This is a genomic window from Tessaracoccus rhinocerotis (assembly GCF_007197885.1).
Classification (GTDB): domain Bacteria; phylum Actinomycetota; class Actinomycetes; order Propionibacteriales; family Propionibacteriaceae; genus Arachnia; species Arachnia rhinocerotis.
Window position 1 is genome coordinate 1009869 of record NZ_VKKG01000001.1, and the last position, 12538, is coordinate 1022406.

A 12538-nucleotide genomic window follows, 5' to 3' on the forward strand; every position below is an offset into this window, starting at 1 on the left:
GTGGACCTCCTGGGGACAGACAGAACTCACAGCCCGAGGGCTAACGATGAATCTTCCACCGATCCGACGCCTGTGGCGAGTCGCCACGACGGACGCACCGTCGCCGATCCTGAATCAACCGGTGCGGGTCCAAGTGGCGACGGGGAACTTTGTGCAGTCCCCACAATCGGGCCCACCTGCGGGCGTAGGGTGCGGGAATGACCAGCTACAGCGGAGAACATCTCAAGTCAGCTGTTCGGGAAGCCGGCCTTCGGGATTGGGTCCCGACTCCCGAGGGCCTGCGCACGCGCTACCTCAGCGGCGACTTCGCCAGGGGACTCGAGCTCGTGAACCGGATCGGCGAGGCCGCCGAGAAGGCGAACCACCACCCCGACCTCACGCTCACCTATCCGCATCTGGACGTCCAGCTCATGAGCCACGACGTCGACGCCGTCACCGACCGTGACCTGGACCTGGCGAGGGAGATCAGCGGGCTGGCCGCGGCCATGGGAATCTCCGCGGGACAGCCCGACGACTAGTCACTCGCCGGGGCTGCGGACCCCGATCGTGAGCAGCACGTTGGCGTAGATGCGCGCCTCGCCGGTGGCGATGACGACGGCGACGTTGTCGGCCTTCGCGGAGTCGTAGAACTCCCAGCGGCCGTGCTCGGTGAACGGGACACCGTCCAGCGCTGAGCGGAACTCGTCCAGGATCGGCACCTCGGTGATCCCGGTGTCGGCTGCGGGGACCATGACCTCGGCCGCCTCGATCGGCACCGTGGCCTTCACGACGTCGAGCACGTCGGTGGCGTTGACGAGGCCGGGTGCAAGGTTGAGGAACACGACGGTGGAGCGCGGGTTGGCAAGGGTCTCGTGCGGGTAGTTGGAGTCCGCGATGAGGATCTTGGCCCCGTGCCCGGCACCTGCGAGCGCACGCAGGAGGGGTGGGTGGATCATCGGTCCGTTGATCATTTCTTTCCTTTCGACGCCCTACGGGCCTTGGTCGGCGCCGGGGTGCTCGAGCGCACCACCAGCGACGGGTTGATGAGGGTGTGGTCGGCCTCGCCGCCCTCGATCAGGTTGACGAGCTGGGCGACCGCGGCGTGCCCCACCTCGGAGAACGGCTGCCGGACGGTGGTCAGCGGCGGCCAGAAGCAGTGGGAGCCGTCGGCGTCGTCGAATCCCACGACTGCAACGTCCTCGGGGATGCGGCGACCGGCCTCGTGCAGGCGACGCATCACGCCGAGCGCGAGCTGGTCGTTGCTGGCGAAGACCCCGTCGACGTCGTCGGGGATCTCGGCCGCCAGCACGTAACCCTCGGCTGCGTCCCAGGTGGGGCTGGAGAGCTTCTGGTAGCCGATCCCGGCGTCGGCGCAGGCCATCAGGAAGCCGTCGCGGCGCTCTCGCGCGTCCAGCCAGTCCGCGGGACCGCAGATGTGGAGCAGGTTGGTCCGGCCGCTCTCGATCAGGTGGCGGGTGGCGAGCCAGGCACCATGCCTCTGGTCCACGGCGACGGTGGAGATGGAATCGTGCAGGCCGAAGCGCTGCCCGACGAAGATCACGGGCACCTGCGTGTGGGCGACCTCGGCCCACTGGCTGGAGCGGCTGTGGCCGCCCAGGATGACCACGCCGTCGACGCCGATGGGGATGAGCCTGCTGAGGCTGATCTCCTCGTCGAACGGGACCAGCGAGGACGACGTCTGGAACCCGAGCTCGCCCAGGGCGCCGACGATCTCGAGGAAGGTGCGGGCGTGCCCGTGGAACAGGGGCGTGGCGTTGATCACGTGGATCACGCCGGTGCGGCTCTGCGAGAGCGAGCGGGCCGCGAGGTTGGGCTGGTAGGCCAACTGCTGGACCGCTGCGAGGACTCGCTGGCGGGTGTCGTCGGCCACCACCCCGGCTCCGCGGACCACGCGGGAGACCGTCTGGCTGGAGACGCCGGCGAGCTTGGCGACGTCGGCGAGGCTCGCCCGCTTGGGTCGCGACTGCGTCGTCATGGCACGTACTTTCTCGTCGAGGCCGTGGCCTCGATGACCGTACCGCGCTCGGAGGGCCGCAGGCGTCCCATGACCTCGAACTGGGCCAGCAGTGAACCGAGCGTGGAGGCCTCGGCGGGCCCGGCGACCACCGGGATCCCGAGCGCCTTGGCGGTGAGTTCGCACAACAGCTGGTTGCGGGAGCCGCCGCCCACGAGGTTCAGCTGGCTGGCCGGGCTGCCGGTGAGTGCCGCGAGGTCGGCGACCCCACGTGCGTAGCGGGCGGCGAACGACTCCAGCAGGGCTCGCACGAGCTGGCCCTGGCCGATCTGGCGCGGTGCGCCCTGCGCCACCAGGTCCGCCGTGACCCGGGCCACCATGTCGCCGGGGGCGGCGTAGCCGGGCTCGTCGGGATCGATCTGCAGGCCGAGGGAGTCGGACTCCTCGGCCATGGCGACCAGCTCGACGATGCCGCTCTCGGCGCCCTCAGCAGCCCACTGCCGCTGGCACTCCTGCAGGATCCACAGGCCGGTGATGTTGAACAGGGGGCGCACGCCGGCGTCGCCGCGGGCCTCGTTGGTGAGGCCCAGCGCGCGTGCTTCGTCGGAGAGCAGCGGTTCGTCGCGGAGCACGCCCAGTACAGACCACGAGCCGCACGACAGGAAGAACGTCTCGCCCTCGTCCGCACGCTGCAGCGCGTGCACGGCGCAGGCGGAGTCGTGCGCGCCGGCGCGCACGACCGTCAGCTGCTCGAGCCCCTCGACGATGCAGTGGCCGACGACGTCGTGCTCAGCGGTGAGCTCCCCCATCCAGGTGCGGGGGATGCCCAGCGCGTCGAACACCTCGGTGGCCCAGTCGTTCGCGCCGGGCGCGCAAAGACCGGAGGTGGAGGCGTGGGAGCGCGACCAACGGCGCTGGCCGGAGAGCAGGAAGGTGAAGTAGTCGGGTAGGAAGAGCACCTGGTCCGTGGCTGCGGCCGTCTCGGGCTCCTCCGAGAGGAACGCGAACAGCTGGTTGGCGGAGTTGATGGTGGCCGGCGCGATGCCGGTGAGCGCCCAGGCCCGCTCGTCCGAGAGCCGCTCGCGGAACGCGTCCAGCGTGCGGACCGTGCGCTCGTCGCGGTAGGCCCGGCCCGGCGTGAGGCGCCGGCCCTCGGCGTCCAGCGGCACGACGTCGACGCCCCACGTGTCGACGGAGACGCTGGCGGCGTCCGGGAACCGGCGGACGGCCTCGCGCAGGCCGATGACCACCTGGTCCCAGATCAGGTCGAGGTCCCAGCAGAGGTAACCGTCCAGCATCTCGGCCCGGTGCGCGAACCGGTGGATCTCCACCTCGGTGACTACTCCGTCGACGAGCGTGCCGGCGATGATGCGGCCGGACGAGGAGCCGAGGTCGACGGCGAGGGCGGTTGCGGACATGTTCTGGGGACTCCTGGTCGTGGGATGGATGTGGTTCCGCTGGTTACAGAGGTCTCGACACGGACGCCGGGCGTCCTACTCGACCAACGGGGTGGTTCCGCTGGGCGTCCTACTCGACCAACGGTTTGTCCCGCTGGTCGAGTAGCCGGCGAGGAACGAGCTGGCGTGTCGAGACCCCCGGTGAGGGAGGTCTCGACACGGACGCGGGGCGTCCTACTCGACCAACGGTTTGTCCCGCTGACGGTCAGCCGTAGAGCGGACCGTAGGTGGCGCAGGCGCGGTAGTCGGCGCCCTCGAGGTCGGAGGTGCCGAAGCCCATCCAGCTCTTGGGACGGAAGATCCGCTCCTTGGACACGTTGTGCATGTTGACCGGGATGCGCAGCATCGAGGCCAGCGTGATCAACTGGTGGCCGATGTGGCCGTAGGAGATCGCGCCGTGGTTCGAGCCCCACGAGTTCATCACGTCGTAGACCGAGGTGAAGGCACCCTCACCGGTGATGGTCGGAACGAACCAGGTGGTCGGCCAGCCCGGGTCGGTGCGCAGCTCGATGGTCTTGGCGACCTCGTCGGGCAGTTCGACCGTGTGGCCCTCGGCGATCTGGATCACCGGACCAAGCCCGTCCACCCAGTTGATGCGAGTCATGGTGACGGGCACCTCGCCGGCGGAGCGGAAGTGCGTGGAGAAGCCACCGCCGCGGAAGTAGCCACCGTTGGCGGGGTGGAACGTGCTCTCCGCGATCATCGCGTTGATGTCGGACTCCGTGACCTCCCACCAGGGCTTCATCGTCGGGTTGCCGTCGGCGTCCTTCGCGGCGAAGGTGCCGTCGAGGGTGGTGGCGCCGGAGTTGCGCAGGTCGATCACGCCGCCTGCCGCGAGGCCCTCGGGGCGGTGTCCGGTGACGCGCTCGATGGCGTCGGCGCTCCAGTACGTGCGCACGTCGGAGAAGATCTGCGGACGGTTCGTCAGCAGGTGGTTGAAGACCATCGACGCACCGTTGAGGTTGTCGTTCTCGGTGGCCATCAGGCTGGGCTGGCGCTTGCCGTTCCAGTCGAAGGTGGTGTTGAGCAGGGTCTCCATCAGGTCACCGTTGGGCAGGTAGTCCGTCCACTGGCGCTGGCCCTGGAATCCGGAGATCAGGGCGCCGTGACCCAGCGCCTCCTCCTCGAAGCCCATCTCGGCGAGCTTCGGGTTGCCCTCCATCAGGTCCCGTCCGATGAGGACCATCTTGGTGACGTAGGGCCACCACTCCTCATGGTCCTCGGCGGTCTTCTGGAACTGGGGCTCGTTGAAGTCCTCGCCCTGCTTGAGGTTCTCGCGCACCCACTTGTAGGCCACCTCGTACTCGTCCTTGTCGTAGATCTCGAGCTTGATGCGGCGCTCGATCTCAACCATGTCGACGTACTCGTTGCGCATGCCCAGGTACGGGGTCCAGAACTCCTCCTTGACCACGCAGCCGGCGATGCCCATGGACACGCCGCCGATGGACAGGTACGACTTGCCCTTCATCTGCGCGACGGCGAGGCCGGCGGTGGCGTAGTCCAGCAGGCGCTGGCGAACGTCGTCCGGGATGGTGTCGTCGTCGGCGTCCTGCACCTCCTCGCCGTAGATGCCGAAGGCGGGGATGCCCAGCTGGGCGTGGCCGGCGAGGGCGGCGGCCAGGTAGACCGCGCCGGGACGCTCGGAGCCGTTGAAGCCCCAGATGGCGTGCGGCATGTTGCGGTCGAGGTCGATGGTCTCGGAGCCGTAGCACCAGCAGGGGGTGACGCTCAGCGTGAGGCCGACGTTCTCGCGGCGGAACTTCTCGGCGGCGGCCTGCGCCTCCGGGACGCGTCCGATCGTGGAATCGGCGATGACCACCTGGACCGGGGTGCCGTCGGGGTACTTCAACTCGGACTCGTAGAGCGCCTTGACGCGCTCAGCCATGCCCATCGTCTGGTCCTCGAGGCTCTCGCGCACTCCGCGGCGACGGCCGTCGATGATGGGACGAATGCCGATCTTCGGGTAGTTGGTCATGCAGGTAACACCTCTCACGTGTCGGGTGGAAATCTTTGCTTGTGGTGCTTGTGGTGCTTGTGGTGCTTGTGGGCAGCGGCACCGCCCCGGTTTCGGGACGGTGCCGCTGTTCTGTTCAAACTTCGCGTGCGAGTTCTGGAAGGTCTCGACAGGGCGCGAAGGCGCCCCTACTCGACCATGGGGGTCACTCGTACAGGTTGGCGGCGATCTCGGGATCGTCGATGTTGTTGGCGTCGTACCAGGCGAAGCCGGAGTCGATGATCTCGGGCTGCTCGATGCCGTTGACGGCCTTGATGGCGGCGACGACGGTCTCGTAGCCCATCTTCACCGGCGACTGGGTGATGGCGCCGGCCATGCGGCCGTCACGAACCGCGTCCATCTGGGTCTTGCCGGAGTCGAAGCCGATGACGACGAGGTCCTCGACGCCGGACTCGGTGACGCCCTGGACGGCGCCGGAGGCGGCGGCCTCGTTGGTGCCGTAGATGCCGACGATCTCAGGGTTGGCCTGGATCATGGCCTTGGCGGTGTTGGCTGCGAGGCCAACCTCACCTGCGACCTGCGGCTCGAGCACGGTGATGCCGGGGGCGTTCTCCTTGACGTAGTCGACGAAGCCGTCGCAGCGCTGCTTGCCGGTCTGGGAGGTCTGGTCGTGGCAGATGACGCCGATCTGGCCCTCGCCACCGGTCAGCTCGATCATGTGCTTGGCGGCCTCGGCGGCAGCGGCGGCGTTGTCGGTCTGGATGGTGGTCACGGGGAGGTCGGAGTCGACGCCGGAGTCGAACGCCACCATCGGGATGCCGGCGGCCTCGATCTTCTGCAGGATCGGCTCGGCCGCGCCCGTGTCGAGTGCCGCGAAGCCGATGGCGATCGGGTCGCCGTCGAGGGCGGTCTGGAGCTGGTCGAGCTGCTGGGTGACCTTGGTCTCGTCGTCGGGGCCGACGAACTCGATGGAGTAGTTGTAGTCCTCGCCGGCCTGCAGCGCACCCTCGTTGACGGCCTGCCAGAAGCGGTGCTGGAAGCCCTTCGAGACCAGGTAGATGGTCTCGCCGTTGCCCTGCGGGATGTCGCCCTCACCTGCGGGGGTGGTCTCCTCAGCCGCAGTAGTCTCCTCAGCCGCAGTGGTCTCCTCGGCTGCGGTGGTCTCGGCCGCAGTGGTGTCTGCGGGCTCCGCGGTCTCGGTCGGGGTGGAGGTCGTGCACGCTGTGAGGCCGAGGGCCAGCAGCGACGACGCCGCGATGGCGGTACGCAAAAGACGCATTGTCTTTCCTTTCATTCGAGCAGCGATGCTCTTTGTGGTTGCCGGGAGCAGGATGCTCCTAGGTCAGTTATTCAGTTGTTTGGGGGGATCAGGCCGCGGCGGCGCGGCGACGGCGGAGGTTGTCGACGAACACGGCGATGATGACGACGATGCCGGTGACGACGAACTGCCACTCCTGGGCGATACCCATCATCAGCAGGCCCTTCTTGAGGGTCTCCATGATCAGGGCGCCGACGACGGTGCCGAGGATGTTGGCGCGGCCGCCGGCCAGGGAGGTGCCACCGATGACGACCGCGGCGATCACGTTCAGCTCGAAGCCCAGGCCCTCTGCGGGCTGGACGAAGCCGAAGCGTGCCGAGTAGAGGATGGCGCCGAAGGCGACGAACACGCCGGCCACCACGTACACCAGCATCTTCCACAGCTTGGTGTTGACGCCGGAGAGGCGGGTGGCCTCCTCGTTGGAACCGATCGCCAGGGCGTAGCGGCCGAGCAGCGTCTTGTTCAGCATGACGGCCGCGACGACGGCGAGCAGGATGAAGAACAGCACGGCGTTGGGCACACCGGGGATCAGTTGGCCGTTGGCGATCCAGCCGTAGCCGGGGTTCTTGATGGAGATGGAGGCCTTGTCCGAGATGATCAGCGCCAGGCCGCGCGCCACCATCATCGTGGCCAGCGTCGCGATGAACGGCGGCAGTCCCAGATAGGCGATGTTCGCGCCGTTGGCGAGCCCGAGGGCACCGCCGACCAGCAGCACCAGGATGAGGCCGCCGCCCAGCGGCATGTTCATCCACTCGCCGGAGAGGAACACGCCCGCCATCACGGCCACCAGCGTCATGCCGGTGCCGGAGCTCAGGTCGATGCCACCCGTGGCGATGACGAAGGTCGCGCCCAGCGCCATCACGCCGATGTAGGCGGACTGCTGGACGATGTCGAGCGCGATGCTGAACTGTGCGAAGTTCGGGGCCGCGAACATGAAGAAGATGTAGATGCCCACCAGTGCGGCGAACACGAAGATCTGCTGCACCGACGAGCGCATGATCCTCGACATCGTCGACGGCGCGTCCGCCGTTTCCGCGGCGGCTGCCCGGGTCGGGGCCGGCTTCTGGTCCACGTTGTTCTTCTCGCTCACGCTGCGTCTCCTGCCAGTTGGGCGTGGCCGACTGTGGCCAGCTCCATGATGTTCTCCTGGGTGGCGTCCTCGTTGTCGAGGACACCGGTGATGTGTCCGGCGGCCATCACTGCGATGCGGTGGCTCATCCTGAGCACCTCCGGCAGTTCCGAACTGATCATGATGATGGCCTTGCCCTGCGCACTGAGGGTCTCGAGGAGCTCGTAGATCTCCTCCTTCGCCCCGACGTCGATGCCGCGCGTCGGCTCGTCGAAGATCAGCACGTCACAGTTGCGCACCAGCCACTTGGCGATGACCACCTTCTGCTGGTTCCCGCCCGAGAGCTTGCCCATCAGCTGGTTGACCGACGGGGTCTTGACGCGCAGCTTGTCCGAGTACTCGGTGCCGACCGTCTTGATCTTGCCGTCGAGGATGAAGCCGCCGACGTGGAAGTCGTTCATGGCCGCCATCACCGTGTTGGCCTTGATGTCCTGGTCCAGGAGGAGTCCGAAGTGCTTGCGGTCCTCGGAAAGGTAGCCGATGCCGTTGCGCACGGCGTCGGCTGCGGTGCGGATGTTGAGCTTCTTGCCGTGCAGCTCGACCTCGCCGCTGGTACGGGGGTCGGCGCCGAACACGCAGCGGGCCACCTCGGTGCGACCGGCGCCCATCAGGCCGGCGAAGCCGAGGATCTCGCCCTTGCGGACCTCGAAGTTGATGTCGCGCAGCAGCTTGCGGGTGTTCAGGCCTCTGACCTTCAGCACCACCTCGTCGGACTGGCGAACGTTGCGTGGGCGGGCCTCTGCGGAGACCTCGCGGCCCACCATCATCGAGATGATTTCGCGCATCTCGACCTCGTGGGTGTTGACGGTGCCGACGAACTCGCCGTCGCGGATCACCGTCACGCGGTCCGTGATCTCCTCGATCTCGGGCATGCGGTGGGAGATGTAGATGAGCCCGGTCTCGGGCGTGATGAAGTCCCTGATCATGCCGAACAGCGCCTCGGTCTCGGCGACGGTCAGGGCCGCCGTCGGCTCGTCCATGACGAGGATGCGGGACTCGTACGACAGGGCACGGGCGATCTCGACCATCTGCTGGCGGGCCACCGAGAGGTCACCGACGCGGCTCCTCGGGTCGATCCTCATGCCGAGGCGCTCGAACAGCTCGGAGGCGCGGCGGTTGAGCTCGGCGTCGTTGATCCAGCCGCCCTTGTGGCTGCCGTCGCGGCCGATGAAAAGGTTCTGGGCCACGGTGAGGTCCGGGACCATGTTCAGTTCCTGGTGGATGATCGACAGGCCGAGTTCCCTGGCGTGGTTCACGCCGGTGACCTCCACCTGCTCGCCGTCCAGCCAGATCTCGCCGCCCGGGTCATGGGTGTAGATGCCGGTCAGCACCTTCATCAACGTCGACTTCCCGGCCCCGTTCTCCCCGCACAGGCCCAGCACCTCGCCGGCGCGCAGGTCGAGGCTCACGTTCTGGAGCGCCTTGACGCCCGGGAACGTCTTGCTTATGTCTCGTAGTTCGAGCAATGTCCTGGTCACTCGCACTCCCTCGTACGTCCGCTTGCCTGGCTGCTTGGACGCGACGCACCACCACTGCTGTGTTAGCGCTGCCATCGCTTGGTGTTAACGCTAGCACCCACCCACCCGGAAACGAAAGCGGGGTTACCAAACTGTGATGCTGGCGGCTCCGCGCGCGGGGCCTGAGCGCTTCCCTGCGCGGCCGGATCAACCCGCCGTTGACGAGGACCTGGGCCGTCGGAAATGAGTACCCGGAGCAGCGTGTCGTGATCCCCTCGGGCGCTAGCGTCACGGTTGTGAGGAGGCCCCATGTCACAGTCCGCTGACCGCCCGGCCGGAGCCACGCTCTCCGACACCGTCGCCCGGGTCATCGAGTTCGCGTCCCAGTCGGGTCGCAGCATCCGCCAGGGGGCCGAGATCGAGCCCGTCGAGGCGGAGGCCAGCCGCAACGACCGCTCCGTCGTCGTGCGCGCATCAACGGAGGAGATCATCGCCATCGAGATCACCGAGCCCATCCGCGTTCCCGCCGCGGAACTCGCCGCGCTGGTGACCGAGGCCGCCAACGAGGCGCTCGCAGCCGCCCGCGAGCAGGCCATGGCCCAGTTCGCGGGGATGCCGGACCTGGCGGAGGTGCAGGAGGGCCTCAGGTCGCTCCAGGGCGAGGTGCTGGACTCCTACCGGGTCGAGATGGCCAAGCTCGAGGACCTCACGAAGGGCCTGGCCAGTGGTTGAGGTCCGGTTCGACCCGCAGAGCTGGGACGACGGCGCCCGCCGTGTCACCGCCGGGGCGCAGGACTTCGCCGCCACCGCGAACGCCACCCTCGCCCGTGTCAGCGACCTGGGCCGGCTGGGCTGCAACGACGGCGGCACGCTCGCCGACGCCGCACTGGGCATGGTCTTCCCCGCGCTGTTCCAGGCCGTGCAGGAGACGGTGGCCGGAATCTCCGAGGGGCTCGCGCAGGAGGCCGGCAACATGCAGGTCACCGGCACCAACTACCGCACCGTCGAGGAATCCAACACCGCCACCGCGGCCACCATCAACGAGGGGCTCTGAGATGGGAATGCAACTGCCGGGCTGGCTGCGCCAGGCCCTCGAGTACGTGGGATACGACTGGCCCGCCACGGACGAGTCCGTGCTGTGGGACTGGGCACAACAGTGGAACACGCTCGCAGGAGAGTGCACCCAGGTCATCTCCCAGGTGCAGCAGGGGGCCGAGCTCGTCACCGTCGCCAACCAAGGGCCGGCGGCCCGCGCCTTCGCCCAGCACTTCGGCGGCGAGGACACCAACCTGAAGGCCATCGTCGACTTCCGGCAGGGTGCGGTGAACGTGGCCGGCGCCCACGGCGTCGCGGCGGGCATCGTCCTCACCATGAAGCTGGCGGTGATCGCACAGCTCGTGATCCTCGCGGCGGCCATCGCGTCGGCGGTCGCGACGCTCGGGCTCGCCTCCGGGGCCGCCCTCGCCGCGCGGCAGGCGGCCAAGTGGGCGATCGAGGCGGCCATCAACATCGCAGTCGAACAGATCCTGGCGGCCTGACATGGCGAAGTACCCGAAGAAGATCGTGGACCTGGCCAACGGTGGCATCTTCAAGCGCGTCGTGGCGAAACACTTCCACTTCAGCAAGGCCACCAGGGAGGCCATCGACAAGGCCCACAGGAACGCCGACGAGGCGGCGGCGCGGAACCCCATCACCCGCAGGCGCAACGCCTACGTCGGCTCCACCCCCAGCAAGAAGTCCCAGGTGGGCCAGGACGTGATCCGCCGGATGGATGGCGAGACGCCACCGAGGATCCGCGGCTGGGACCCGGACTACCCGGACGACCTCACCGACGTGCAGGTGAAGGGCTCCGACGGGAAGTGGTACGAGCTAGAGGACTGCGACATGGGCCACTCCCCCATCGATGCCGTCACCTACTGGAACAACGTCGGGCGCTACCACGGGCCGCGCAGCGAGCAGGTGCGCGACTGGATGACCGACCCGGACAACTACGAACTCCAACCCGGCCCCATCAACCAGGCCGACGGCCGAATCATGGGCAACTCGGGCTTCACCTACCAGCCGCCCGTGACCCTTCCCGATGGCGTTGACATCGCCGTGATCGAGCCGCGGGTGCTCGAGGACCTCAAGAACTTCAAGGGCGACCCCGTCCCATGACCCCGGATAGGATCTGACCGTGAACCAACGCCCCCAACTCCCCCCGGAACTCGACGAGGTCCTCGAGGCCAAGCTGCGCAGGGCCTCACGGGCGACCCGCGACGGTGACCACGCGGCGGCACTCGTCCTCGGTGAGGAGATCTGGGACGCGCTGCCCGAGCCGAAGCTGGGCTGGGACTACTACCCGGAGATCCTCTCGCAGAAGATGTGCGACGCGGCGATCGAGGCCGGCCAGTTGGACCGCGCGGCCGTCTGGTTGGAGCGCACCACCGAGGCCTACGGGGCCGACAACGCCAGCGCGGCACCGATCATCGGCTTCAAGAAGGCCAAGCTCTACTACCGCAGCGGACAGCTTGACCTGGCCTACGCCTACTTCGACGCCAACTACACCGCCGACGGCAAGCGCCGCTTCAAGGGTGAGCCCGAGGAGTACTGGCAGTTCTACGAGGCGGCCCGTGCCAGCGGTGGCGTGGCCGCGCAGGACGAGGCCGTCACGGCCGTGGGGACCGCCGGTTCGCCCGTCCCGGCCGATGGCGCCGGCTCACCCTCCGGAGGGGAGCTCCCCGACGAGATCCACGCCGAGGTCACCCGCCTCTTCGAGGAGGGCGCCAACTTCGAGGACCTGAACGCCCCGGACGCCGCCGTCGAGTGCCACACCAGGGCACTGGAACTGTTGCCCACGCCCCGCACCCAGTGGGAGGCGGCGACACTGTTGTACACCGCCCTGGCCGATGCGCTTGGAGCACTGGACCGCTGGGCCGACGCGTACGAGGCGCTGCAGCTCGCACTCCGCTCCCCCGGCGGCCGCGAGAACGGCTACGTCTGGCTGCGGCTCGGCGACGCCCACCGCGCCGAGGGCCGCGACCCGCAGGCCCTCGAGGCCTACACGTCGGCCTTCATGCTCGAGGGCGCTGACCTCTTCGAGGACAGCCCGGAGGAACTCGCCTGGCTGCAGCGCGAGGGCATCTCCTGACCTGTCCGTCGCTGCGGACGGACCCTCAAGGAGGCGGGGCGAGCGGCCGGGTCCCCCGACTCGTGACTGGCCGTCCCCACAAGTTCGGCGAAGGCACACGCCGGCCGGGCGGTTCCCGCACGCCTGAGCTCTCACCGCC

At 68.2% G+C, this 12538-nt stretch carries 13 protein-coding genes; 6 read left to right on the top strand and 7 right to left on the bottom strand.

The features are described from left to right. Positions 1-197 precede the first annotated feature (197 nt). Complete coding sequence (locus FOJ82_RS04835; protein ID WP_143937273.1) at positions 198-518, top strand: 4a-hydroxytetrahydrobiopterin dehydratase; 321 nt, start codon at positions 198-200, stop codon at positions 516-518. On the opposite strand, the gene FOJ82_RS04840 is transcribed toward FOJ82_RS04835, so the two are convergent. The 7 genes from FOJ82_RS04840 to FOJ82_RS04870 form a co-directional block, all read right to left on the bottom strand. After that, positions 519-950, bottom strand: a complete 432-nt coding sequence (locus FOJ82_RS04840; RefSeq protein WP_143937274.1) for an RbsD/FucU family protein — start codon at positions 948-950, stop codon at positions 519-521. Beyond that, positions 947-1975 carry a LacI family DNA-binding transcriptional regulator gene (locus tag FOJ82_RS04845; protein WP_143937275.1) on the bottom strand — a complete coding sequence of 343 codons (1029 nt, stop codon included), beginning with the start codon at positions 1973-1975 and terminating at the stop codon, positions 947-949. The genes FOJ82_RS04840 and FOJ82_RS04845 overlap by 4 nt, the downstream gene beginning before the upstream one ends. After that, on the bottom strand, positions 1972-3372 hold the full coding sequence (locus tag FOJ82_RS04850) for a rhamnulokinase (protein WP_143937276.1): 1401 nt from the start codon (positions 3370-3372) through the stop codon (positions 1972-1974). The genes FOJ82_RS04845 and FOJ82_RS04850 overlap by 4 nt, the downstream gene beginning before the upstream one ends. Before the next feature lie 244 nt (positions 3373-3616). Next, on the bottom strand, positions 3617-5386 hold the full coding sequence (locus FOJ82_RS04855; protein ID WP_143937277.1) for an L-fucose isomerase: 1770 nt from the start codon (positions 5384-5386) through the stop codon (positions 3617-3619). Between the two features lie 184 nt (positions 5387-5570). Further along, positions 5571-6644 carry an ABC transporter substrate-binding protein gene (locus FOJ82_RS04860; protein WP_143937278.1) on the bottom strand — a complete coding sequence of 358 codons (1074 nt, stop codon included), beginning with the start codon at positions 6642-6644 and terminating at the stop codon, positions 5571-5573. A gap of 88 nt (positions 6645-6732) precedes the next feature. Next, positions 6733-7773: an ABC transporter permease gene (locus FOJ82_RS04865; protein ID WP_246099745.1), complete on the bottom strand. Its 1041-nt coding sequence runs from the start codon at positions 7771-7773 to the stop codon at positions 6733-6735. Then, positions 7770-9290 (bottom strand): sugar ABC transporter ATP-binding protein, encoded by a 1521-nt coding sequence (locus FOJ82_RS04870; protein ID WP_246099747.1) that lies wholly within the window; start codon positions 9288-9290, stop codon positions 7770-7772. The genes FOJ82_RS04865 and FOJ82_RS04870 overlap by 4 nt, the downstream gene beginning before the upstream one ends. A 288-nt stretch (positions 9291-9578) precedes the next feature. Here FOJ82_RS04870 and FOJ82_RS04875 point away from each other — a divergent pair, with 288 nt between their 5' ends. Genes FOJ82_RS04875 through FOJ82_RS04895 form a run of 5 tightly spaced genes read left to right on the top strand, consistent with a single transcriptional unit; the run spans position 9579 to position 12399 of the window. Further along, complete coding sequence (locus tag FOJ82_RS04875; protein WP_143937280.1) at positions 9579-10001, top strand: YbaB/EbfC family nucleoid-associated protein; 423 nt, start codon at positions 9579-9581, stop codon at positions 9999-10001. Continuing rightward, positions 9994-10323 (top strand): hypothetical protein, encoded by a 330-nt coding sequence (locus FOJ82_RS04880; protein WP_143937281.1) that lies wholly within the window; start codon positions 9994-9996, stop codon positions 10321-10323. Before FOJ82_RS04875 ends, FOJ82_RS04880 begins: the two co-directional genes overlap by 8 nt. 1 nt (position 10324) lies before the next feature. Next, positions 10325-10807: a WXG100-like domain-containing protein gene (locus FOJ82_RS04885; RefSeq protein ID WP_143937282.1), complete on the top strand. Its 483-nt coding sequence runs from the start codon at positions 10325-10327 to the stop codon at positions 10805-10807. A 1-nt stretch (position 10808) separates the two neighbouring features. Further along, positions 10809-11426, top strand: coding sequence for a GH-E family nuclease (locus tag FOJ82_RS04890; RefSeq protein WP_143937283.1), 618 nt, complete (start codon positions 10809-10811; stop codon positions 11424-11426). A gap of 19 nt (positions 11427-11445) precedes the next feature. Next, on the top strand, positions 11446-12399 hold the full coding sequence (locus FOJ82_RS04895) for a hypothetical protein (protein WP_143937284.1): 954 nt from the start codon (positions 11446-11448) through the stop codon (positions 12397-12399). Positions 12400-12538 lie beyond the last annotated feature (139 nt).